The sequence below is a fragment of the Ectopseudomonas khazarica genome, from assembly GCF_004521985.1.
GTDB lineage: Bacteria > Pseudomonadota > Gammaproteobacteria > Pseudomonadales > Pseudomonadaceae > Aquipseudomonas > Aquipseudomonas khazarica.
In genome coordinates this window covers 1-23,017 of sequence record NZ_SBHZ01000004.1, presented here as the reverse complement: position 1 = coordinate 23,017, position 23,017 = coordinate 1, and the positions used below count along the sequence as shown (strand labels likewise).

25 protein-coding genes are annotated in these 23,017 nt (G+C 67.0%); 7 read left to right on the top strand and 18 right to left on the bottom strand.

Annotated elements, in window-relative coordinates; genetic code table 11:
- Window positions 1-6: 6 nt before the first annotated feature.
- Both EPK82_RS05795 and EPK82_RS05790 read left to right on the top strand, forming a co-directional pair.
- Window positions 7-2,493 carry a circularly permuted type 2 ATP-grasp protein gene (locus tag EPK82_RS05795; protein WP_134676014.1) on the top strand — a complete coding sequence of 829 codons (2,487 nt, stop codon included), beginning with the start codon at window positions 7-9 and terminating at the stop codon, window positions 2,491-2,493.
- The gene (locus EPK82_RS05790; protein ID WP_037052446.1) at window positions 2,490-3,383 is read left to right on the top strand and encodes a transglutaminase family protein; all 894 of its coding nucleotides are present in this window, start codon (window positions 2,490-2,492) and stop codon (window positions 3,381-3,383) included. The genes EPK82_RS05795 and EPK82_RS05790 overlap by 4 nt, the downstream gene beginning before the upstream one ends.
- 12 nt (window positions 3,384-3,395) lie before the next feature.
- Here the strand turns inward: EPK82_RS05790 and azu are convergent, their stop codons facing one another.
- The 11 genes from azu to EPK82_RS05735 form a co-directional block, all read right to left on the bottom strand.
- A complete protein-coding gene (azu, locus tag EPK82_RS05785) occupies window positions 3,396-3,845 on the bottom strand; it encodes an azurin (protein WP_037052448.1) in 450 nt (149 codons plus the stop codon).
- A gap of 399 nt (window positions 3,846-4,244) precedes the next feature.
- Window positions 4,245-5,177, bottom strand: coding sequence for a DUF808 domain-containing protein (locus tag EPK82_RS05780; RefSeq protein ID WP_134676013.1), 933 nt, complete (start codon window positions 5,175-5,177; stop codon window positions 4,245-4,247).
- Window positions 5,178-5,245: 68 nt separating this feature from the next.
- Window positions 5,246-5,833: an LOG family protein gene (locus EPK82_RS05775; RefSeq protein ID WP_037052454.1), complete on the bottom strand. Its 588-nt coding sequence runs from the start codon at window positions 5,831-5,833 to the stop codon at window positions 5,246-5,248.
- A 229-nt stretch (window positions 5,834-6,062) separates the two neighbouring features.
- Window positions 6,063-6,677: a LysE family transporter gene (locus EPK82_RS05770; protein ID WP_037052456.1), complete on the bottom strand. Its 615-nt coding sequence runs from the start codon at window positions 6,675-6,677 to the stop codon at window positions 6,063-6,065.
- A gap of 237 nt (window positions 6,678-6,914) precedes the next feature.
- Window positions 6,915-7,133, bottom strand: coding sequence for a hypothetical protein (locus EPK82_RS05765; RefSeq protein WP_134676012.1), 219 nt, complete (start codon window positions 7,131-7,133; stop codon window positions 6,915-6,917).
- 59 nt (window positions 7,134-7,192) lie between these two features.
- The gene (locus EPK82_RS05760) at window positions 7,193-8,107 is read right to left on the bottom strand and encodes a glycerophosphodiester phosphodiesterase (protein ID WP_037052467.1); all 915 of its coding nucleotides are present in this window, start codon (window positions 8,105-8,107) and stop codon (window positions 7,193-7,195) included.
- 148 nt (window positions 8,108-8,255) lie between these two features.
- Complete coding sequence (locus EPK82_RS05755) at window positions 8,256-8,828, bottom strand: HupE/UreJ family protein (protein WP_134676011.1); 573 nt, start codon at window positions 8,826-8,828, stop codon at window positions 8,256-8,258.
- A gap of 22 nt (window positions 8,829-8,850) precedes the next feature.
- The gene (gene ureG / locus EPK82_RS05750; RefSeq protein WP_037052472.1) at window positions 8,851-9,465 is read right to left on the bottom strand and encodes an urease accessory protein UreG; all 615 of its coding nucleotides are present in this window, start codon (window positions 9,463-9,465) and stop codon (window positions 8,851-8,853) included.
- 14 nt (window positions 9,466-9,479) lie between these two features.
- The gene (locus EPK82_RS05745) at window positions 9,480-10,154 is read right to left on the bottom strand and encodes an urease accessory protein UreF (protein ID WP_037052474.1); all 675 of its coding nucleotides are present in this window, start codon (window positions 10,152-10,154) and stop codon (window positions 9,480-9,482) included.
- Window positions 10,155-10,194: 40 nt separating this feature from the next.
- A complete protein-coding gene (gene ureE, locus EPK82_RS05740) occupies window positions 10,195-10,695 on the bottom strand; it encodes an urease accessory protein UreE (protein ID WP_134676010.1) in 501 nt (166 codons plus the stop codon).
- Window positions 10,696-10,858: 163 nt separating this feature from the next.
- On the bottom strand, window positions 10,859-11,494 hold the full coding sequence (locus tag EPK82_RS05735) for a TetR family transcriptional regulator (protein WP_037052479.1): 636 nt from the start codon (window positions 11,492-11,494) through the stop codon (window positions 10,859-10,861).
- A gap of 149 nt (window positions 11,495-11,643) precedes the next feature.
- Between EPK82_RS05735 and EPK82_RS05730 the strand changes: the two genes are divergently transcribed.
- The gene (locus EPK82_RS05730) at window positions 11,644-12,732 is read left to right on the top strand and encodes a ferredoxin reductase (RefSeq protein WP_134676009.1); all 1,089 of its coding nucleotides are present in this window, start codon (window positions 11,644-11,646) and stop codon (window positions 12,730-12,732) included.
- Window positions 12,690-13,823, top strand: coding sequence for a fatty acid desaturase family protein (locus EPK82_RS05725; protein WP_208651092.1), 1,134 nt, complete (start codon window positions 12,690-12,692; stop codon window positions 13,821-13,823). Before EPK82_RS05730 ends, EPK82_RS05725 begins: the two co-directional genes overlap by 43 nt.
- Before the next feature lie 43 nt (window positions 13,824-13,866).
- Here the strand turns inward: EPK82_RS05725 and EPK82_RS05720 are convergent, their stop codons facing one another.
- Window positions 13,867-14,202, bottom strand: a complete 336-nt coding sequence (locus tag EPK82_RS05720; protein ID WP_134676007.1) for a hypothetical protein — start codon at window positions 14,200-14,202, stop codon at window positions 13,867-13,869.
- Between the two features lie 271 nt (window positions 14,203-14,473).
- On the opposite strand from EPK82_RS05720, the gene EPK82_RS05715 reads away from it, so the two are divergent.
- The 3 genes from EPK82_RS05715 (at window position 14,474) to EPK82_RS05705 (ending at window position 18,209) form a co-directional block, all read left to right on the top strand.
- Entirely contained in the window at window positions 14,474-15,373 is a 900-nt protein-coding gene (locus EPK82_RS05715) for an AEC family transporter (protein ID WP_037052488.1), read from the top strand.
- Window positions 15,374-15,480: 107 nt separating this feature from the next.
- Window positions 15,481-16,026, top strand: coding sequence for a heme NO-binding domain-containing protein (locus tag EPK82_RS05710; protein ID WP_134676006.1), 546 nt, complete (start codon window positions 15,481-15,483; stop codon window positions 16,024-16,026).
- The gene (locus EPK82_RS05705) at window positions 16,023-18,209 is read left to right on the top strand and encodes a putative bifunctional diguanylate cyclase/phosphodiesterase (RefSeq protein WP_134676005.1); all 2,187 of its coding nucleotides are present in this window, start codon (window positions 16,023-16,025) and stop codon (window positions 18,207-18,209) included. Before EPK82_RS05710 ends, EPK82_RS05705 begins: the two co-directional genes overlap by 4 nt.
- 20 nt (window positions 18,210-18,229) lie before the next feature.
- Here the strand turns inward: EPK82_RS05705 and EPK82_RS05700 are convergent, their stop codons facing one another.
- The 6 genes from EPK82_RS05700 to EPK82_RS05675 form a co-directional block, all read right to left on the bottom strand.
- The gene (locus EPK82_RS05700) at window positions 18,230-18,667 is read right to left on the bottom strand and encodes a bleomycin resistance protein (RefSeq protein ID WP_134676004.1); all 438 of its coding nucleotides are present in this window, start codon (window positions 18,665-18,667) and stop codon (window positions 18,230-18,232) included.
- Entirely contained in the window at window positions 18,664-19,197 is a 534-nt protein-coding gene (locus EPK82_RS05695) for a hypothetical protein (protein WP_134676003.1), read from the bottom strand. Before EPK82_RS05695 ends, EPK82_RS05700 begins: the two co-directional genes overlap by 4 nt.
- Before the next feature lie 84 nt (window positions 19,198-19,281).
- On the bottom strand, window positions 19,282-20,547 hold the full coding sequence (locus EPK82_RS05690) for an Hsp70 family protein (RefSeq protein ID WP_037052496.1): 1,266 nt from the start codon (window positions 20,545-20,547) through the stop codon (window positions 19,282-19,284).
- Window positions 20,548-20,684: 137 nt separating this feature from the next.
- Window positions 20,685-21,647 (bottom strand): lysylphosphatidylglycerol synthase transmembrane domain-containing protein, encoded by a 963-nt coding sequence (locus EPK82_RS05685; protein WP_134676002.1) that lies wholly within the window; start codon window positions 21,645-21,647, stop codon window positions 20,685-20,687.
- A 192-nt stretch (window positions 21,648-21,839) separates the two neighbouring features.
- The gene (locus EPK82_RS05680; protein WP_037052499.1) at window positions 21,840-22,277 is read right to left on the bottom strand and encodes a YqaA family protein; all 438 of its coding nucleotides are present in this window, start codon (window positions 22,275-22,277) and stop codon (window positions 21,840-21,842) included.
- A 40-nt stretch (window positions 22,278-22,317) separates the two neighbouring features.
- Window positions 22,318-23,017, bottom strand: a 700-nt coding sequence (locus tag EPK82_RS05675; protein WP_134676001.1) for a VC0807 family protein, incomplete at its 5' end; no start/stop codon positions are given.

The window sequence follows — 23,017 nt, the reverse complement described above, 5'->3', positions numbered from 1 at the left end:
CCTGCCATGCCCGACCTGCTAGCCGATTATCCGCCTCCTGCCGGGGGCTACCACGAACTGCTCGACGCCAAGGGCAAGGTGCGCCCGCACTGGCGCCGCCTGTTCGAGCAACTCGAGCGCAGCCGCCCGGAGCAACTGGCCCAGCGCGAGGCCATGCTGGCCCGGCAGATTCAGGAGAACGGCGTCACCTACAACGTCTACGCCGATCCCGACGGGGCCGACCGGCCCTGGGAGCTGGACCTGCTGCCGAACCTGATCCCGGCCGACGAGTGGCAGCAGATCGCCGCCGGCGTGGCCCAGCGCGCGACCCTGCTCAATCGCGTCGTGGCCGATCTCTACGGGCCGCAGAAGCTGATTGCCGAAGGCCTGCTGCCGACGGAGCTGGTGTTCGGTCACAACAACTTTCTCTGGCCCTGTCAGGGCGTGCAGGCGCCGGGGGGCACCTGGCTGCACCTGTACGCGGTGGACCTGGCCCGTGCGCCGGACGGCCGCTGGTGGGTGACCGCCGATCGCACCCAGGCGCCCTCCGGTGCCGGCTACGCGCTGGAGAACCGGCAGATCGTCTCGCGGGCCTTTCCCGAGTTGTACCGTGACCTGCGCGTGCAGTACCTGGCCGGTTTCTTCCGGACCCTGCAGGACACCCTGGCCCGCCAGGCGCCGAGCGGCGGCGAGACCCCGCTGGTGGTGCTGCTGACGCCGGGGCGTTTCAACGAGAGCTATTTCGAGCACCTGTACCTGGCGCGCCAGCTGGGCTATCCGCTGGTCGAAGGCAGCGACCTGACCGTGCGGGATGCCACGCTCTATCTCAAGACCCTGGCTGGCCTGCGCCGCGTGCACGCGGTGCTGCGCCGCCTCGACGACGATTACTGCGACCCGCTGGAGCTGCGCACCGATTCCGCCCTCGGCGTGCCGGGCCTGCTCGAAGCGGTGCGCCGTGGCCGCGTGCTGGTGGCCAATGCCCTCGGCAGCGGCGTGCTGGAGTCACCTGGCCTGCCCGGCTTCCTGCCGGCGATCAGCGAGCATCTGCTGGGCGAGGAGTTGCTGCTGCCATCCATCGCCAGCTGGTGGTGCGGCGAGCCGCCGGTGCTGGAGGAGGCGCTGGAAAAGCTCGATGAACTGCTGGTGCGTCCGGCGTTCCCCTCGCAGAGCTTCACCCCGGTGTTCGGCCGCGACCTGAACGAGGCGCAGCGCGCCAAGCTGGCGGCGCGTCTCAAGCTGCGCCCTTACGCCTACGTGGCGCAGGCACGGGCCAAGCTATCGCAGGCGCCGGTATGGGATGGCACTGGCCTGCAGCCGCGTGCCATCGGCATGCGTGTGTACGCCGTGGCCAGCGCCGACGGTTACCGGGTGATGCCCGGTGGCCTGACGCGTGTGGCCGCTGAGGCCGACGCCGAGGTGGTGTCGATGCAGCGCGGTGGGGCCAGCAAGGACACCTGGGTGCTCGGTACGCGGCAGAGCGGTGGCGAGCCGTGGCAGACGCAGCGCACCCTGGGCACCGCCGACCTGGTGCGCAGTGACCCCTTCCTGCCCTCGCGGGTGGTGGAGAACCTGTACTGGTTCGGCCGTTATGCCGAGCGCTGCGAGGACAGCGCCCGCCTGCTGCGCATCATGCTGGCGCGCTATGTCGACGACGACGATGACCCGCAGGCCCTGCAGAGCGCGCTGGCGCTGGCCGAGGAACTGGGCCTGCTGGCAGCGGCCGAGGAGGGCGCGCTGGAGCCGCGCCTGTTGCAGGCCCTGCTGGGCAGCGACTGGCCGGCCAGCCTGCGGGCCAACCTGCAGCGCCTGCAATGGGCGGCGGGCAGCGTGCGCGGCAAGCTGTCCCAGGCCAACTGGCAGGCGCTGGTGGAGTTGCAGGGGGAGGCTCAGTTGCTCGAGGCCCAGCCTGCCGATTTCGGCGAGTTGCTGGACTTTCTCAATCGCCTGCTGATGTCCCTGGCGGCGTTGTCCGGCTTCGCCCTGGATGACATGACCCGTGACGACGGCTGGCGCTTTCTCATGCTCGGCCGCTACATCGAACGCCTGCAGTTTCTCTGCGACAGCTTCGCCGGTTTCCTGCGCAGCGGCGCGGCTACCGACCAGTCGGCGCTGGAGTGGCTGCTGGAACTGGGCAACAGCAGCATCACCTATCGCACCCGCTACCTGGCGTCGGCGCAGCTGATCCCGGTGCTCGACCTGCTCCTGCTCGACGAGCAGAACCCGCATGCGGTGCTGTTCCAGCTGCGCACCCTGCTGGCGTCGCTGGCGCGGCTGGACGAGCGCTTCGAGCTGCCTGCCGAGCGCTATCTGACCTACCTGGAACAGCAGCTTAGCGCCTTCAGCCTGGCCAGCCTGGAGAATCCACTGTTCGGCCCCGGCAGTACCCGCGCGGTGCTCGAGGGCCTGGCCGACCTGCTGGTGGCCATCAGCGAAGCGGCCGGGACGGTATCGGATCACCTCGGGCTGCGCTTCTTCGCCCACGTCGATGTCAGCCAGCGGACGCAATCCTCATGAGCAGTGCGCTGTATCAGGTGCTACACGACACCCACTACCGTTACTCGGCGCCGGTCTCCCTGGCCCAGCAGCTGGCCCACCTGTGGCCGCGCCAGTGCCCCTGGCAGCGCAGCCATGAGCAGGCGCTGCGCGTCGACCCGCAGCCCTGCCAGCGCCGCGATGGCCTGGACGTGTTCGGCAATCCGCTGACCCGCCTGGTGTTCGAGCGTCCGCACGAGGCGCTCAGCGTCAGTGCGCGCCTGCGTATCGAAGTGCTGGCGCGGCCGCCCCTCGATCTCGACGATTCACCGCCCTGGGAGGCCGCCTGCGCGGCGCTCAGCTATGCCGGTACGCGGCTGGCGCCGGACCTGCTGGAGGCCGCGCGCTATCGCTTCGAGTCGCCCTACGTGCGGCTCAAGCAGGTATTCGCCGACTATGCCGATGACTGCTTCACGCCGGGCAGGCCGCTGCTGCAAGCGGGCCAGGCGCTGATGCAGAAGATCTTCGAGGAGTTCAGTTTCGACGCGGGCGCGACCCAGGTGGCGACGCCGCTGCTGCAGGTGCTCGAGGAAAAACGCGGGGTCTGCCAGGACTTCGCCCACCTGATGCTCGCCTGCCTGCGCTCGCGGGGGCTGGCGGCGCGTTACGTCAGTGGCTACCTGCTGACCCAGCCGCCGCCCGGTCAGCCACGTCTGATCGGGGCCGACGCCTCGCATGCCTGGGTGTCGTTGTACTGCCCGCGTCAGGGCTGGGTGGATTTCGATCCGACCAACAACGTGCGTCCGGCGCTGGAGCACATCACCCTGGCCTGGGGCCGGGACTTCTCCGATGTGTCGCCGTTGCGCGGGGTCATTCTGGGGGGCGGCAGCCACGACCCTGAAGTGCAGGTGACGGTGCTGCCGCTGGGCTGAGAGGTCGAGGTATCAGTCGACCAGCTTCACGCTGCCTTTCATCAGCGCGTAGTGACCCGGGAAGGAGCAGAAGAAGCTGTAATCCTCGCCAGCGGCCAGCTTGCTCACATCGAAGGTCACCGAGGTGCTTTCGCCGCCGCCGATCAGGCCGGTGTGGGCGATCACGCGCTCGTCACCGGCCTTGACGTAGGCGGCGTCGGGGCCGGCGCCAATGCCGTCGGTGGCGATGCCGGGCATGTCGGCGGTCTTGCTCAGCACCAGGTTGTGGCCCATGGCGGTCTTGGGCAGGCTGCCGGTGTGCTTGAGGTTGACGGTGAAGGTCTTGCAGCTCTTGCTGATGGAGATGGCCTGGGTGTTGTAGGTCATCTGGTCGGTCGATTCGACATCCACCGAGCACTCGGCAGCGAACAGCGGTGTGCTGGCCAGGCCGAGCAGTGCCATCAGAGCAACGTTACGCAACATCTTGAAGCCTCCAGATTCTGATAAATCGGTCAGGTCCTAAAAGATTCGCACAGCGGCGACGTCCTGTGACTGCGACCGAACGCCACGGCGGCGTTATCCCGAGAATCTGTGGATAACTGTGTGGGCAAGGTCTGCATGGCTCGTTCCAGGGCGCGTCGCTGGCCGTTTTCGAGCCCCTGGTCAGCTTTTGTTCAGGCGTTCGCGGCAGCTCGGGAATCAAGCAAAAAACCTTGAAAATTAACTGCTTGAGTTATCGATGCAGGGCTGCGCGCGAGGTGCCGGGCGGGGCGCCGGGCTTATCCACGGAAGGTGTGGAGCAAGCTGTGGATAAGCTTGGGGAAAGTCAGCGCCGACAGCGGCTGCCCTGAGCGGCTGTCGGCTGGCTGGAAAATGAGCGGCTCAGGCGGCCGTCGAGGGACGCAGCGCGCGCCACAGGCGGGCGCCGAGGCCCACCAGCGGGACGCTGAGCAGACCGGCGACGATGCCCAGCAGAGCATTGAACAGGGTCGGCAGCAGTGCGGAGAGCAGGCCGACATCCTGCGCGGCCCACTCGGCGGCGTGATGCAGGGCGGCTTCGACCGGGGGCAGGCCGTGACTGAGGATGCCGCCACCGACCATGAACATCGCCGCCGTGCCGACGACCGAGAGTGTCTTCATCAGCCAGGGCGCCAGGGCCAGCAGGCCGCGGCCCAGGCTCTGGGCGAAGGCGCTGCTGCGTTGGCTGAGGTAGAGCCCGGCGTCGTCCAGCTTGACGATGCCGGCCACCAGGCCGTAGACGCCAAGGGTGATCACCAGGGCGATGGTGCTGAGCACCGCCAGCTGATTGACGAAGCTGGCGCTGGCCACGGTGCCCAGGGTGATGGCGATGATCTCTGCGGAGAGGATGAAGTCCGTGCGCACCGCGCCACGGATCTTGTCGCGTTCGAAGGCCACCAGGTCGATGTCGGGATCGGCCAGGGCCTCCAGGTGCGCCTGCTTGCCGTCGTCCTCGTGACGGTGCAGCAGCTTGTGCAGCAGTTTTTCCGCGCCCTCGTAGCAGAGGAACAGGCCGCCGAACATCAGCAGCGGCACCACCAGCCAGGGCGCCACTGCACTGATCAGCAGCGCGGCCGGCACCAGGATCGCCTTGTTCAGCAGCGAGCCCTTGGCCACCGCCCACACCACGGGCAGCTCGCGGTCCGCCCTGACGCCGGTGACCTGCTGGGCATTGAGGGCCAGGTCGTCGCCCAGCACGCCGGCGGTCTTGCGCGCGGCGACCTTGGTCATGCTGGCGATATCGTCGAGTACGGCACTGATGTCATCGATCAGGGCGAGCAGGCTGCTTCCGGCCATCTTGCGGCTTCCATGTAAGGACAAGGCGCCAAGGTTAGCACCGCACCCGCCTGCCTGACGTGAACAAATCAGCTTGGTGAGCGATCGACCCACTTGGGCGCTGCACTGGGTTGCCACTCGGCCAGCGCATCGATCAGGTTCTGCGGGCTGCTGGCGATCTGCAGCATCTCGCGGTGTTGCGGACGCACGAAGCGCTCGGCGACGAGGTGATCGAGGAAGTCACCGAGCTTGCTGTAGAAACCGTTCACTTCCAGCAGGCCCAGCGGCTTGGAGTGATAGCCCAGCTGGCCCCAGGTCCAGACCTCGAACAGTTCCTCCAGCGTGCCCAGGCCGCCGGGAAGGGCGATGAAGGCGTCCGCCAGCTCGGCCATGCGTGCCTTGCGCGCGTGCATGCCGTCGACCACTTCCAGGCAGGTCAGGCCACGGTGGCCGATCTCGGCACGCTCCAGGCTCTGCGGGATGATGCCGATGACCTCGCCACCGGCATTCAGGGCGGCATCGGCGACGACGCCCATCAGGCCGACCGCGCCGCCGCCGTAGATCAGGCGGATGCCACGCTGAGCGAGGTACTGGCCAAGCTCTTCGGCTGCCTGGCGGTAGATCGGGCTGGCGCCGGGACTGGCGCCACAGAAGACACAGACGCTACGCAGGGACATGCACGGACTCCTTGAGCAAATGCGTCAAGGGTAGCGGCCCGCCGCGTCATGACCAAGTGTCAGTGGCGCGTATCAATGCCGCAGGTGGCGCAGGCGTAGCTGGCGAGGAACTGCTTGAACAGGTCGTTGAGGGACATGGTGCGGCTTCCTGACGCAGGGACATGCTGGTCAGGCTAGCCGCGTTGCGGCGAACGCGCCGTTAGATTGTTTCGATGGCGGCGATAGTCGATCAGACCAGTTCCAGCGCACTCATCCCGGCCAGGCCCAGCAGCATCACGCCGCAGGCCGCGTAGGTCAGGCGATGCCAGAGCAGCGAGGCGGCGCGGCGGAACCAGTCCACCAGGCCGGCGCAGATGAAACACCAGAGCAGCGACGACAGCATGAACCCGCTGAAGAACACCGCCAGGTGCGTCGGCGTCGGCTGGGCGACGCCAATGGCCGCCATCGCGCCACCCATGGCGGCCCAGTACACGATGTTCTGCGGGTTGCTCAGCGACAGCGCGGCCCCTGCAGCAAAGGCGCCGCCGGCAGCCGCCTGGTCGTCGGCGCTGGGTTGCGGCGGACAGCGGGCGTCGCGCAGCGACTGATAGCCGAGCCAGGCCAGGTACAGCGCGCTGGCCAGCGTCAGCGGGTAGCGAATCTGGGCGCTGTCGAGCAGCAGGGCCAGACCGGTGAGGCCGAGGGCGGCCCAGGTGGCGTCACCCACCAGCGAACCGATCTGCACCAGCAGCGCCGGTCGGTAGCCGTCACGCAGGCCGCGCCGCAAGGTCTCGCTGAAGACGGCGCCCGGGGCGGCATTGAACACGAAGCCAAGGAGCAGGGCGGCGAGGAAGAAGCTGAACATCAGGTGTCCTTAACGGGCAGGAGAACGAAGGCCAGCTCAGCAAGCAGCCGGCATGCCAACCCGGTGAAAATAAAGTTTTCCACCAAGGCTGTGGGAATAACTGTGGAAAAGCTGGTGGTGCTTGCCTGGCAGGCGGATTTGGCGCCGCTTGCAGGGTAGCGGACAAGATCTGAGCAGCGGGGTTTTTCCTTTCTACACAAGGGCTTGACAGTTTGTCGCTGAATGGCGTGGCAGGCTCTAGGTTGTCCACGGCTGCTGTGGGTGGTGCTGTTGATAACTTCTGTAAGCATTGCCTGAGGCCTTATATTTCGGGGCTTGCAGCGCTTTGGTGAATTTCTGATCAGGCATTTTCTGCGGCATGGTCGCGGCGGATTGTCCAGTGTTTTCCACTGCCGGCAGGCGAGCTGGAAAATTATCCCCGGAAACTGTTGATGGAGCTGTGGACAAGCTGCTCATGAGGTCGCTCGGGGCGCGTGCTGTCTGGCGTTGCCGGGGGTGTCGAATTTCTCGCCAGGCTACTCGCCGGGGAGCGCGCCGAGCTGTGTCGGACGGCCGAGCAGCTGCAGGGCGCGGTCCGGGTAATCGGTGATCAGGCCGTTGACGCCCATCTGCAGCAGGCGGCGCATGGCGGGCTGCTCGTTGATCGTCCACAGCTGAACGTTCAGCCCACGGGCCTGTGCATTGCGCACCAGGCGTGGCGTCGCCAGGTCGAGACCACTGTGCTGCGGAGGAATCTGCAGCACGGCATAGGAGGGCGACAGCAGGTCGCTCAGGCCCAGCCAGTTCAGCGCCAGCAGCATGCGCACCGAGACCGGGCCGGCGGACGTGGCAACCTCCGGGCAGAGCTGGCGGAAGCGCGCCAGGCTGCGTTCATGAAAGCTGCCGACGATGACCCGGTCGAGCTGGTCGTAGGCGGCCAGCATCTCGCAGAGCACCGCTTCCATGCCGACGTCGGGGACCTTGATGTCGAGCACCTTGGGGATCAGCGGGAAGCGTTCGAATACCTCTTCCAGCGCGGCGATGCGCGTGCCCTGGCCACGGTAAGGATGGCTCTGGCCACCATCGGCGGTCCAGTTGTAGCCGGCGTCCAGGGCCTGCAGTTCGGCGAGGCTGTAGTGCGCGACCTGGCCTTCGCCATTGGTGGTGCGCTCCAGCGTGTCGTCATGCATCACCACCAGCTTGGCGTCCTGGCTCAGTTGCAGGTCCATCTCCAGCATGTCGACGCCGAGTGCAGCGGCTCGCTCGAAGGCGAACAGGGTGTTTTCCGGCCACAGGCCCTTGCCGCCACGATGGGCGATGACCAGCGGACGCTGGCCCAGGTCCGCAAGCACGGGCGGGGTGGGCGCCGGGTGGCTGGTCAGCGCCAGCAGCAGGATGACGACGCCGATCAGCAGCAGGGGGGCGAGCAGGAATCGGGTGAGACGCAGCATGGGTGAAGTCTCGAAAGCGGTTCGGGACTTTGTGCCCCAGCGCAGGGGTGTTGGCAAGTGTTGTGGCAAGGGGCGCCGCGCCACCGCGATGGCCGCGTCGGGCCTGTTGGCCTCGCCGCGCGAACGCCCCTTCTGCTCGGGATGAACCTCAGCTGGCGAGCAGCCAGACCCCGGCTGCTGCCGACGCGCCACCGGCGATGCGTACCAGCGGAGCCGCCGCACGCGGCAGGAAGCGCACCAGGGCGAAGCCGATGGCATGCAGCGCGGCAGTAGCGACGATGAAGCCGGTCGCGTAGCCGAGAGGGCTGGCCAGGTCGGGCAGTTCGAGGCCGTGGGCGACGCCATGGGTCAGGGCGAACACCGCGGTCAGACCAACGGACAGGAGCATCGGCAGGCGTGCGGCCACGGCCACCAGCAGGCCGAAGGCCAGGACCGAGCCGGCGATTCCGGTCTCCATGAGAGGAATCTCCACCCCGGCGAAGCCCAGCAGGCCACCGACCAGCATGCTGCCGACGAAGGTCAGCGGCAGCAGCCAGCGCGCCGCGCCGCTTTGCTGCGCGGCCCACAGGCCGACGGCGAACATCGCCAGCAGGTGATCAAGGCCGAACACCGGGTGTGCCAGGCCGGCCATGAGACCGGACTCGCCATGGCCCGGGTGGGCGAAGGCCAGCGCCGGGGTGCAGAACAGGGCGATGGCGTAGACGGTTTTGCGCAGATTCATGAGGTTCTCCTTGAGGTGGGAATCAGGCCGCCGTGAGCATGCCCTGGCGTTCGATGAAGGCGATGATCTCGTCGAGACCCTGACCGACCTTCTGGTTGCTGAAGACGAACGGCTTGTCACCGCGCATCTTCAGGGTGTCGCGTTCCATCACCTCCAGCGAGGCGCCGACCATGGGGGCCAGGTCGACCTTGTTGATCACCAGCAGGTCGGACTTGCAGATGCCGGGGCCGCCCTTGCGGGGCAACTTGTCGCCGGCGGACACGTCGATCACGTACAGGGTCAGGTCCGACAGTTCCGGGCTGAAGGTGGCGGACAGGTTGTCGCCACCGGACTCGACGATGACCAGGTCGAGGCCGGGGAAGCGGCGATTGAGCTGCTCGACGGCTTCCAGGTTGATCGAGGCGTCCTCGCGAATGGCGGTGTGGGGGCAGCCGCCGGTCTCCACGCCGATGATGCGCTCGGGTTCCAGGGCCTCGTTGCGCACCAGGAACTGGGCGTCTTCCTGGGTGTAGATGTCGTTGGTGACCACGGCGATGTTGTAGCGCTCGCGCAGGGCGCGGCACAGGGCCAGGGTCAGGGCGGTCTTGCCGGAACCGACCGGGCCGCCGATACCGACACGCAGGGGTTGGCTGTTCATCTGTGCAATCCTCGTCAGGAGCGGAAGAGACGCGAGTATTGGCGCTCGTGCGCCATGCTCGCCAGGGCCAGGCCGAACGCGGCGCTGCCCCAGTGTTCGGGGGAAAGATCGGCGGCCTGCTGCTGCGCGCCATCGAGCTGCGGCAACAGGCGACTGGTCAGGCGTTGGGCGGCTTGCTGGCCCAGCGGCAGGACCTTCATCAGCACGGCCAGCTGGTTTTCCAGCCAGCCCCAGAGCCAGGCGGCCAGGGCATCGTCCGGGGTGATGTGCCAGGCGCGCGCCGCCAGTGCCCAGGCCAGCGCCAGGCCGGGCTCGTCCTGGGTATCGAGCAAGGTGCGGGCGTCGTCGTCCAGTTCGGGCAGGCCTGCGAGCAGTTGCCGCAGCGAATAGCCCATCTGCCGGCTTTCCAGGGCCAGCTCACGGGTTTCGCGGCTGGCACGGTGCTGTTCGGCCAGTGCCTGCAGGCGCGACCAGTCGGCTGCGTCCGCCGCGCGGCAGTGGGCCAGCAGCAGCGGCGCTTCGAAGCGCGCAAGGTTGAGCATGAGCTGATCGGCCAGCCAGCGTTCGGCGCTGTCGGCGTCAACGATCAGGCCGCTGTCGATGGCCCATTCCAGTCCTTGCGAATAGCTGTAGCCACCGATCGGCAGTTGCGGGCTGGCCAGGCGCAGCAGGGCCCAGGCCGGCTTCACGAGTGGACCTCGGGGTATGTCCCGGCGGCTGTGTGTGGCGTCACGTGCGCACACCGAACTGGTGCAGGCGCGGGCCGTAGTTGAATTCCTCGTCACCCTGATGCGAGTGATGGTGACCGCCGCCGTAGGCACCCTGCTCGGGCTGGTAAGGTGCCTGCACAGCCTCGACCCTGGCGCCCAGCTGTTCGAGCATGGCCTTGAGCACGTAATCATCGGGCAGGCGCAGCCAGCCTTCGCCCAGCTGCAGGGCGACATGGCGGTTGCCCAGGTGGTAGGCGGCGCGCATCAGTTCGAACGGGCTGCTGCAGGTGACGTGCAGCAGGGGTTCGGCCTTGGCGCGCACGCGCACCACGCGCCCATCCCTGGCCTGCAGGCATTCGCCATCCACCAGTGCCGGCTGGCCGCGCTCGAGGAACAGGCCAACTTCTTCGCCAGCCGTGGTGAAGCAGCGCAGGCGGCTCTTGCTGCGGGCCTCGAAGGTCAGTTCCAGTTCGGCATCAGGGTTCGCTTGTGGCGCGATTCGACTGTGGATCACCAGCATGGGTATCTATTCCGGGGCAATGTGCCCGGAAATAGTGCAAGTGGCTTGCCAAGGCCGCAGAGTGCCGCAGGACGGCGCATTGCTGCGGCCTGTGGATAACTTGTCCGTATGGTCAGGAACTATTTGGTGCGTTTTGCTGGTTGGCGCACCTGATTGGTGCGCGTCATGCGCTGGGCTTGCCCAGGCCCTGCCAGTGCTTGCCGCCGACCATGATGAAGCGCAGCTGCTGAATGATCTTGGCCTCGGCGCTGAGGTGCGCCGGCAGGGTTTCGGCGGGCGGGTCGATCAGTTCGGGCAGGGTGGCGAACACCGTCTTGACCACCAGGTCGGAGACCACGTCGAGTGCGGCATCGTCGAGATGCGGCATGCGATTCATCAGCTTGAGGTCGGCCGCCAGGTCGTTGGTGATGCGCTCGCGCAGGGCGCTGATCGCCTGGCGTACCGGCTGCGAGCCACCGTACTGCTCGCGGGCGAGGAAGAGGAACTGGCCATGGTTGGCGGCCACTTCGGCGAGGAAGATGCGCACCGAGGCGTCGATCATGCCGCGCATCTCGAACTCATGCCGACGCACCTGGCGAATCGCCGCGCGGAAGGTTTCCCCGACTTCCGCCACCAGCGCCAGGCCCAGTTCGTCCATGTCGGCGAAGTGGCGATAGAAGCCGGTGGGCACGATGCCGGCGACGCGCGTGACTTCCCTCAGGCTCAGGCTGCCGAAGCCACGCCCGCTCTCCATCAGGGTCAGTGCGGCGGCCATCAGGGATTGGCGGGTCTGCTGCTTCTGTTCGGCGCGTGGCGTCATGCGGGTCGGTTCGTTGAACGATGGCGCACTCTAGCAAATGCGCGGCGCCAGCGTCGAACCATGCTGGGGCATCATTCAGTGAACAGGTGTTGACTGAATTGCGGGTCATCTGTCAGCCTTGTGAACAAGTGTTCACCGGATTGTCTTCGATGGCTTTGCTTTCCCTCTCCGCGAGCCGGCGTGCTGCGCGTTGCCTGCAGCCGCTGCGCCGGCTCTGTGCGTCCGGCTGGCTGCGCGAGGCGGATGTCGATCTGGGCCTGCGCCTGCTGCACCCGGTGCTGCGCCTCAACCGTGTTTTCGCCCGGGTCGAGGCGCGCCGCTGGGTGGCAGACGACATGCTGGCGCTGCGCCTGCGTTGCAACGGCAACGCACGTGGCTGGCGCGCGGGTCAGCATGTCCAGCTGTATCTGGAGCAGGATGGCGTGCGCCACGGGCGCAGCTACAGCCTGACCTCGGTGTCGTCCGACGGGCAGGTCGAGCTGGCGATCAAGCGTCAGCCGGGCGGGCGTCTGTCCAACCGCGTGCTCGATCACCTGGCGGTCGGCGAGGTGATCGAACTGGGCCAGGCCGGTGGCGATTTCGTCTGGCCGGGCGAGCCGGGAGGCGTACTGCTGCTGGCCGCTGGCAGCGGTATCACGCCGTTGCTGGGTTTGCTGCGCGATGCCCTTGCCCGTGGTTTCAAGGCGCCGCTGACGCTGTGGCACCAGGTGCGTCATCCGGGGCAGCAGGCCTTTGCCGGTGAGCTGCAGGCACTGGCCGAACGGCATGGCAATTTCCGGGTGTACTGGGCCTGCAGTGCCGAGGCCGGTGGTCGGCTTGCCGCCGAACGGCTGGCCGCGCTGCCGGGCGAGCACCTGCTGGTCTGCGGCCCGCGTGGGTTCGTGGAGCAGGCCTGTGGCTGGTGGCGCGAGGCGGGGCGAGGCGCGAGCGTGCAGGCGGAAAGCTTCAGTCCGCTGGCGGTTCAGGCTCCGGGGGAGGCTCGTCAGGTGTGGCTGACCTTCGCCCGCAGCGCCGTGCAGGCACAGGGCCTTACCGCGCGGAGCCTGCTGGAGCAGGCCGAGGCGGCGGGCCTGCGCCCGCAGCATGGTTGCCGCCAGGGCATCTGCACCCGTTGTACCTGCCAGCTGCTGGCCGGCACGGTGCGCGACCTGCGCACGGGCGAACTGTTCGCCGAACCCAATCAACCCATTCGTCTGTGTGTCAGCGCCCCGCATGGAGACGTGGAGATCGATCTGTGAGCGTGCGTCAGGACCGCGAGCTGAGCCTCGCCGAACTCAAGGCATTCGGCCAGGAGCTGGACAGCCTGCGCCGGCGAACCCTGGCCGACCTGGGCGAAGCCGACGCCCGCTACATCCGCCGGGTGCGCAGCGTCGTGCGCCTGTGCTGCTGGAGCGGTCGCGCGCTGCTGATGCTCGGCTGGTTCCCGCCGACCTGGCTGCTCGGCACCCTGCTGCTGGGCTTGGGCAAGATCCTCGAGAACATGGAGCTGGGCCATAACGTGATGCACGGCCAGTACGACTGGATGAACGATCCGGAATTCGCCGGCCGTCACTACGAGTGGGATATCGTCGGCCCGGCCGACTTCTGGCGGCACACCCACAACCATGTGCATCACACCTATACCAACGTGCTGGGCATGGACGATGACGTCGGTTACGGCGTGGTGCGCCTGTTTCCCGAGCAGCGCTGGAAACCCTTCTACCGCTGGCAGCCGCTGTGGGTGACCCTCCAGGCGTTGCTCTTCCAGTACGCGGTGGCGATTCAGCACCTGCGCCTGGACAAGCTGCTCAAGGGGCGTATCAGTGTGCAGGAGGTGCGCCCACTGGCGCGTCAGTTCGGCACCAAGCTGATGCGGCAATGGGGCAAGGACTACCTGCTGTTCCCGCTGCTGGCGCTGCTGCTCGGTGCCAATGCCCTGGCCGTGCTGACGGGAAACCTGCTGGCCAACCTGCTGCGCAACCTGTGGACCTTCCTGGTGATCTTCTGCGGCCACTTCACCGAGCAGGCGGCGGTCTTCCCGCCCGAGGTGCTCGAAGGGGAGACGCGCGGGCACTGGTACCTGCGCCAGCTGCGTGGCTCGAGCAATCTCTCCGGCGGGCCGTTGCTGCACATCCTCACCGGCAATCTGAGTCATCAGATCGAGCACCATCTGTTTCCGGACCTGCCGGCGCGGCGCTACGCCGAGCTAGCCCGTGAGGTGCGGCTGATCTGTGTGCGCTACGGCCAGCACTACAACTGCGGCAGCCTGTGGGCGCAGTTCGCCACGGTATTGCGACGCATCTGGATCTACCGCCTGCCACCTGCCGCCATGAGCGATCCGCAGGCGTAAAAAAGCCCGGCGTGCGCCGGGCTTGGGGGTGTTGCCAGAGCACTCAGGCGGTGTGCCCGCGCTGCTCGATCAGGCGATCGGAGCCGCCTTCGGCCAGCTGGACGCGTTGGCCACCCGGGGTGCGATCATAGCCGCCTTCCACCAGCTGAAAGCGCTGGGCGCCGGGGGTACGGTCGGCGCCGTCTTCGGCCAGTTGCAGGCGTTGCATGCCCGGGGTGCGCTCGGCGCCATTCTCGGCCAGGGGCTCGATGGGTTGCTGCTGCACCTGGCTTTCCTTGGCTTCACCCACCAGCGGGAAGGGCGCGCTGCTGGAAGCGGCAAAGACGCTGGTGGTCATCAGGCTCAGGGCCAGGGCGGCGAGGGTCAGTTGGGTTTTCATGTCGATGTCTCCGCAGGGAGTAATAAGTGGCTTCGGGGTCAATTCTCGGAGACCAGGGCGCGGATAAGAACTTGACTGGCCTGATAGTGATCATCGATACCTTCAATACTTGGTTGCGGGGCTCTATCTCGGTGCTTTCGGGCGTCGCCGCGGAGACGCTGCGCAGGTTTCGCAGGGCATCGCGCTGGTCGTCGCGCAGGCGTATGCTTGGCGGCCCTCGCGGGTCGTGCTCGATCCGTCCTCTCCAGTCGTTTCCGGAGGCAGCTCCAGCATGCTCGCGGCACAGGCCATTCTGCCGATCTTCGCTCTGATCGTTCTCGGCTACCTGCTGGGCTGGCGCCAGTGGCTCACCGCCGAGTCGGCGGCCGGCCTGGCCAACATCACTTTCAAGCTGTTCATGCCCACCCTGCTGTTCGCCGGCATCGCCAAGGCCCCGCTGGCGCAGGGCCTGTCGCCGGTACTGCTGCTGGCCTACTACGTGCCGGTGTTGCTGGTGTTCTTCCTGGTCAATCTGCTGGCGCACTGGCGCCGGGGCACGGCAACGCCGCTGGGGCTGGTCGCCGCGTTCTCCAACAACGTGCTGGTGGGGATCCCGCTGATCGCCAGCCTGATGGGCAACGATGGCCTGCTCTACGTCTTCGCCATCCTGGTCTTCCACAGCCTCACGCTGTTTTCCCTGCAGAGTTTCTACGCGGCCTTCGGCAGCCATGAGCGGGTCGACGCCCGGGCGCTGCTGAAGAACCTGGCCAACCCGATGATCATCGGCCTGGCCCTGGGCGCCTTGCTCAACCTGTCCGGCCTGAGCGTGCCGGACAGCCTGTGGCGGGCGGTCACCTGGCTGGGCCAGGCTGCCTTGCCCTGCGCGCTGATCGTGCTCGGTGCCAGCCTGTCGCGCTATCGCCTGCGCCCGACCGCCGAGGCCTGGGGCGTGGCGCTGGTCAAGCTGCTGCTGTTTCCCGCACTGGTGTGGTGGTTCAGCGGGCAGTTGTCCGGCCTGAACGACACGGCGCGCAGCGTGCTGGTCTTGCTCGCGGCATGCCCCAGTGGCGTCAACGTGATGGCCTTCGCCCGCACGGCGCAGGACAGTCGCAGCGTCAGCGCGGCGATTTCCCTGTCCACCTTGCTGGCGGCGCTGTCCCTGCCGCTGTGGATGCTGCTGGTGGGCTTCTAGGCAAAGCAGCCGAGCCCGCCGGCCAGCGTCGCCAGGCGCTCGGCTGGCTGCATCCGCCGCAGTCATCTATACCCTCTAGTGGTGATGGACGTCAGTGGGGATGGATGATGCTGGGCATGGTTTTCACCGAGTTTCTGGAGATGGTCGAGCAGCGCTTCTCGCCCGAGCTGGCCGACCAGATGCTGACGCAGACGACGCTCGCCAACGATGGCGCCTATACCGCGGTGGGCTACTACCCCTATGCAGAGATGCAGGCGCTGCTGGCGACGCTCTCCAGGCTGACCGGCAACAGCGTGCCGGCGCTGCTGCAGGACTATGGCGAGTACCTGTTCCGGCGTTTCGTCGAGCTGTATCCCGAGATGTTCGAGCACTGCCGCGACAGTTTCGACCTGCTCAGCCAGGTTGACGGGCACGTCCATCGCGAGGTGCACAAGCTCTATCCCCAGGCCCAGCTGCCGGTTTTCGAAACGCTGACCCACACCCCGGCCTGCCTGGTGCTGGAGTACCGCTCCAGCCGCGGCCTGGCCGATCTGGCCGAGGGCCTCATCCGTGGCTGCATCGAGCACTATGGCGAGCGCAATGGCGTTCAGCGCGTCGACCTGCCGACGCGCGAGGGGCTCAGCATCACCCGCTTCGAGATTTCCCGACCTTGAGCGACGCACTGTGGCAGCGCCGTCTGGACCGTGAACGGCAAGCGCGCAAGACGGCCGAGCGGCTGCTGACCGATAAATCGCGGGAGCTGTACCAGACCACTGTCGACCTGCAGCAGGCGCTGGCCGCGTCGGAGAACCAGCGCCGGCTGCAGCTGGCGCTCTGGGGCAGCGGCGAGCTGATCTGGGAGTGGCTTGCCGAGGACGACCTGATGCGCCTGCACCACTTCTCCAGCGAGCCGGGCGTGGCGCTCGAGGAGGCGCTGCTCTGGTCGGACTGGATCGCCCGCCTGCACCCGGATGACCGGGGCAACGCGCTGCAGGCCTGGGAGGAGCACCGCTGCGGGCGCTGCGAGTATTACGATCTGGAATTTCGCATGCGTCGCGAGCCCGAGCAGGGCTGGCTGTGGTTTCGCACCCAGGGCCGCGCCGTGGAGCGCGACGCGGATGGCCTGGCACGGCGCATCACCGGCACCTGCAAGGACATCAGTCGCCAGCATGAGGCCGAGGAGCATCTGCGCCTGCTGGCCGCCGCCTTCGCCAACAACCGTGATGCCAACGTGGTGCTGGCCAGTGACAGGCATGCGCTGCAGGCCAATGCGGCCTTTCTCGAACTGGTCGGCATCGGCGCCGGCGAGCTGCCTGATCTCGAGCTGGAGCGCCTGTTGCTCGATGCCGATGAGCAGTGTCCCTGGGATCACCTGTTCGCCACCGATCACTGGCAGGGCGAGCTGATCTGCCAGCGGCGCGATGGCCAGCGCATTCCGGTCGAGCTGAGCAGCACCCTGGTGCGCGCCCGTGACCGCCAGGCGCGGCATCTGGTGCTGTCGCTGCGCGATATCAGCGAGCGGCGGCGGGCGGCCGATCATCTGCGTCATCTGGCGCGTCTCGACGTGCTGACCCAGCTGCCCAATCGTCTGCAGTTCCAGGAGCGCCTGCAGCGCGCCTTGCAACATCAGCATGACGATCGCTGCCTGGCGCTGCTGTTCGTCGACCTGGACGACTTCAAGCAGGTCAACGATGCCTTCGGCCACGACGTCGGCGATGCGCTGCTGCAGCAGGTCGCCACGCGCCTGGTGCGTTCCCTGCGCCAGCGCGATCTGGTGGCGCGCTGGGGCGGCGACGAATTCGTCGTGCTGCTGGAATTGCATTGCCACGACGAGGTGGTGCTGGTCGCCGACAAGCTGATCAAGGCACTCAACGAACCGGTGGAGCTGGCCGGCCACGTGCTCACGGCCACGCCCAGCATCGGCATCGCCCTGGCTCCCGAGCATGGCAACGAGGCGGGCGAGCTGTTGCGTCACGCCGATGCCGCGATGTACGTGGCCAAGCGTGAAGGGCGCAATCAGTACGCCCTGTACCGGCCGGAACTCAGCGAACAGCTGCTGCACCGCGTCAAGCTCGCCAACCTGCTGCGCAGTGCCCTGGAGCAGCATGAGCTGAGCCTGGCCCTGCAGCCGAAGATCGGCATGGACGGCCGGCAGATCGTGGGCGCCGAGGCGCTGCTGCGCTGGGACACCGCCGCCTTTGGCCGGGTGCCGCCGGATGTGTTCATTCCCATCGCCGAGGAACTGGGGCTGATCGTCCCGATCGGCCACTGGCTGGTGCGCGAGGCGGCGACGCTGCTCGATGACTGGCACGCGCGCGGCTGGCCGCTGACGCTGGCGATCAACCTGTCCGCGCGGCAGTTGCATGACGAGGCGCTGCTGCCGGTACTCTGCGAGAGCATGCAGCGCAGTGGCGCCTCGCCCGCTGCGCTGGAGCTGGAGGTCACCGAGTCCATACTGCTGGCGGATGCCGACTTCGCCAGGGCGCGCCTGCAGGCGTTGCGTGACGCGGGCTTCCGCATCGCGCTCGATGACTTCGGCACCGGCTATTCATCCCTCGGCTACCTCAAGGACCTGCCGCTGGACCGGGTCAAGATCGACCGCAGTTTCATCTCGGACCTCGAACAGTCGCCACGCGGGCGCGCGCTGCTCTCGTCCATCGCCGGGCTGTGCCGCGCGCTGTCGCTGCAGACCACGGCCGAAGGGGTCGAGACTGCCGCGCAGCTGACCCTGGTGGAGGCCGAGGGCATCGACGAGGTCCAGGGTTATTTCTACTACCCGCCGTTGACCGTCGAGGCCTTCAACCAGCTGCTGGAAAGCAAGCTCGGCGCGCAGGACGCGCCCGGCGCCAAGGGCTGAGTGCGCCGCGCCTGTGTGCGCTAGAGCGGGGAGGTGCCGAGCACCTGGCTGAATCGCAGCAGGTAGCCGTCCGGATCCTGAATCATCAGCTGGCGTACGCTGAGCCGATGATCGTCGACGCGGTAGCTCAGGGTTTCTGCGGGCAGGCGCAGGGGGATGCCGTGTTCCAGCAGCCTCTGCTGCAGCGGTTGCAGGTCGCTGACGCTGATCTGCAAGTTGATGCCGCGCCCCAGTGGGCGGTCGAGTGGCCCTACCGTCCACGGATCGTCCTGCGGCGCATCCGGGGCGATCTGCTCCAGCATCAGCGCCGCCTCGCCCAGGGCGATGGCGGCGAAGCCGGCCTCAGGGCGTTCGAAGAGCAGGCGGAAACCCAGCGTCTGCAGGTAGAACGCCAGACTGCCCGGCAGGTCGCTGACCAGCAGTTCGGGCGTCAGTGCGGGCAGCGGTGCGCCGTTCATTCCTGCTGCTGTGCGGCCTGCAGGGCTTGCAGGGCAGGGGCGGCGTAGATGCCTGCCTCCACGGCCAGCGCCATCACCCTGGGCAGGTCGTTGGCGTACACCAGCACGGCCTGCAGCTCGTCATCCAGCGGTTCGCTGAAATCCACCAGCACGTAGCCACCGGTTTCCGGCGACAGGGCGGAGAGCTGCACCTGGATGCGGTTGAGCGCCTTGAGCGGCTCGGTCTTGGCCAGTTGCTTGGCCTTGAGCACGAACTGCACCTGCGGGCCGAACGACTCGGTGATGCGCTGGAACAGCTCTTCGTAGCTGTCAGCCTGGAACAGCACGGTGTCCGGCAGGCTGCCGACCACTACCCACTCGCCCAGCGGGATGGGAAATTCGTCGTCGTAGTTGATGTCCGGGTTGGCCGCGAGAAAGGCGGCCGGGTCGGCATAGGCCTGCGTGGCCTCGTCGGCGATGCGGACGATCTCGTCCTCGGCCAGGCAGCCGGAGCTTATCTTGCCGATCAGTTCTTCCAGCTGGGCTTTCATCAGGTGCTTCCTTGGTCGTTCGATTGGGCGGCAAGCATAACCCAGAGCCTGTTCCGCGAGGCGTGGCCGAAGAGGGCGGTCGGCCTAGCCGTAGCGCTTCTTGGCCTCGATGGCCAGGCCGCTGCCGATGCTGCCGAAGGTGTTGCCCTCCACGCTGCGTGCGTTGGGCAGCATCGCCGCCACGCTCTGGCGCAGGGCCGGCACGCCGCTGGAGCCGCCGGTGAAGAACAGCGTGTCGACCTGGTCGGCGCTGACGCCGGCATCGGCCAGCAACTGCGTGAGGCTGGCGCGGATGCGTTCGAGCAGCGGCTCGATGGCGCTTTCGAACAGCGCACGGGTCAGCTCGGCGACCAGGCCCGGCTCGACGCGCGACAGGTCGATGGGGCGCGAGTCCTCTTCGCTGAGGGCGATCTTGCTCTCTTCCACCTGCATCGCCAGCCAGTGTCCGGCGCGCTGCTCGATCAGGCCGAACAGGCGATCGATGCCGGTGGCGTCGACGATGTCGTAGCGCATGTTCTGCAGCGCTAGCTGGGTCTTCTGCGCGTACAGGGCGTTGATGGTGTGCCAGGTGGCCAGGTTGAGGTGATAGCTGGTCGGCATGAAGGCATCGCTCTTCATCCGGCTGCCGTAGCCGAACAGCGGCATCACCCCAGCCAGCGACAGTTGCTTGTCGAAGTCGGTACCGCCGATGTGCACGCCGCCGGTGGCGAGGATGTCGGCCTGACGCTCGGCCAGCTGATGGCGCTCCGGTGCCAGACGGACCAGGGAAAAGTCGGAGGTACCACCGCCGATGTCGACGATCAGCACCAGCTCCTCACGCGCCAGGCTCGACTCGTAGTCGAATGCCGCAGCGATGGGTTCGTACTGGAACGACACTTCCTTGAAACCGAGCTTGTGCGCCACGGCCACCAGGGTGTTCTGCGCCTCCTGATCGGCGGCCGGGTCGTCGTCGACGAAGAACACCGGGCGACCCAGTACCACCTCCTCGAAGGGGCGCTCGGCCTGGGCTTCGGCGCGTGCCTTCAGTTCGCCGATGAAGAAACCGAGCAGGTCCTTGAACGGCAGGGCGCTGCCCAGCACGGTGGTTTCGCTTTTCAGCAGCTTGGAGCCCAGCAGGCTCTTCAGCGAGCGCATCAGGCGGCCTTCATAGCCTTCGAGGTATTCGTGCAGGGCCAGGCGGCCATAGACCGGGCGGCGTTCTTCGGTGTTGAAGAAGATGACCGAGGGCAGGGTGATCTTGCCGTCTTCCAGGGCCAGCAGGCTGTCCTGGCCGGGACGCAGCCAGCCGACGGTGGAGTTGGAGGTACCGAAGTCGATGCCGCAGGCGCGGGCGGGGGTAGAGAAGGACATGGAACGCAGAGCCTGAAAGTGACCGGGAAGAGGTATGACGCCGCATCGCGACGACCCGGAAGGCAGCCGCCGCGACGGCGGGCCTGAAAAACGGCCGCGTATTCTATGTCAGCCTCGCCGATGCGGCGAGTCGGCGATCAGCTCGCCTTGCGCCGCTCCTGCCACTGCGTCCATTCGAAGCCCAGCACCACCAGCAGCGACAGGGCGAACGGCAGCAGCAGGTAGAAGACGCGGAACACGATCAGCGCGGCCAGCACGTCGGCTGCAGGGATCTCCGGTAGTGCGGCGAGGAAGGTCACTTCCAGTACGCCGAGCCCGCCGGGGGCATGGGACAGCAGGGCCAGGGAGAACGAGGCGAGGAACACGCCGAGCACCACCAGATAGCCCGGGTGGTTGTCCGCCGGCAGGGCGAAGTAGATGATCGCCGCGGCGCAGAGCAGCTCCAGCGGGCCGGCCAGCAACTGGCGGCTGACGATGCGCAGACGCGGATATTCGACATGCACCTTGCCCAGCGTCCAGGGCTTGAACTGGCGCCAGGAGCCGAGCACGTAGAGACCGACCACGCCCAGCAGCAGGCTGCCGATGATCACCGACACCAGTGGCGTGATCCTGGCGACGCGGTGAATGAGTTCGGGTTGTGCGATCAGCACGCAGCCACTGGCGAGCAGTGTGCCCAGCACGAAGGTGAAGGAGCAGAAGACGATGAGCACGCCGATTTCCTGGGGTGTCAGGCCCTTGCTGCTGTAGGCGCGATAACGCACCACCGCGCCGGAGAACACCGAGGCGCCGATGTTGTGGGCCAGCGCATAGGTGGTGAAGGAGCACAGGGTGATGAAGCGCCAGGGAATCTGCTTGCCCAGGTGCGCGACGGCGATGCGGTCATACCAGGCCAGCGCCCAGTAGGCGCCCAGGGTGGCCACGGCGGCCAGCGCCCAGTTCAGGTGGGAAATCGCTTCGAGGCTGCCCTTGATCTCGTCCAGGGAAATGGTGCGCAGTTCGCGGTAGAGTAGGACACCAGACAACACCACGGCGCAGAGTCCGATCAGGGTCCAGATCAGATCGCTGCGTTTCAGCTTGGGTTTGGCTTCTACGACGGACACCGGTATTCCTCGTTCGCTAGGCCTCGGATGAGGGCCGCATGCCTCGTTCGAGGCTGCTGTTGGTCGACCCAGGGGCCGTATGGCTGCCGTAACGGTCGGGCCGTGACGGCATGGCGCGCTGCGCAGTATCGGCGAGCGGCCCTGTGCACTCAACTGGCAAGCGGGCAGAGCGCGCGGCCGCTGTGGCAGCGCTCATGGCCAGGCCAGGGTGAGCGCCGCCAGCACCATGTAGCGGCCTGCCTTGGCCAGCGTGACGATGATCAGGAAGGTCCACAGGCGTTCACGCATCACGCCTGCGACCAGGGTCAGCGGGTCGCCGATCACCGGCATCCAGCTCAGCAGCAGCGACCAGCGCCCATAGCGCGCGTACCAGGCCTGAGCCTGCTGCAGGCGGGCCGGGCTGACCGGGAACCAGCGCCGGTGCCGATAGTGCTCGATGGAGCGCCCCAGCAGCCAGTTGATCCATGAGCCCAGCACGTTGCCCAGCGTCGCCACCAGCAGCAGGGCCCAGGCAGGATGTTCGCCCGCCAGCAGCAGGGCGACCAGAACCGCCTCGGACTGAAGCGGCAACAGCGTCGCCGCACCGAGAGCGGAGAGGAACAGGGCCGGGTAGGCGGAGAGACCGAGCATGCTCAGCAAGGCCGGCGCAGGGGCCAGCCTGCTCCCGGGCTTACGACTCCTGGCCGGTGTTGGCCATGATCTCTTCCAGGCTCAGCCCGGTCAGGCCATGAATGGTTTTCCACAGGTAGTAGAAGATGGCCATCAGCATGATCATCGAGGGAATGGCGATCATCGGGTAGCTGAGCAGTGTCATGCGCCCCAGTTCGTCATTGAAGGCCTCGGTGCCGGCGGGGCTGGTGACGATCCACTTGGCCAGCACGTAGTTCATGAACGAGGAAAAGAAGAAGGTGCCGCTGAGCCAGTAGGTGGCGCGCAGCAGACGGGTCTCGAAGTGTTCGACGTGGCCGCCCTGCTCCAGGCGCTCGTGGATCTTGTCGACGTTGAGCACCGTCTTGTTGAACAGCAGGGTGCGAATCAGCGGGTAGCGCGTGCGCGTGGAAACCAGCACGGCGATGCCGATCAGGCCCGGAATGGCAGCCTCCTTCACGGCCAGCCACTGGGTATCCAGATGCAGCAGGCCGATGCCGCCGGTCAGCGCTACGCTGATCAGACCGAGCAGGGCGATGAAGTTGAATTTGCGGTACTTGATCAGCTCGAACGCCCCCCAGCCCAGCGGGAATGCCAGGGCGAGCAACAGCGCGCCATCGGCCCCCAGGCGGTGTTCGCCGCTCAGTTTCATCAGGATGAACGAAGGGATCAGGATACTGATGGCCAGGTCGATCAACGGGCGGGGCTTGTGCGTCGGGGTG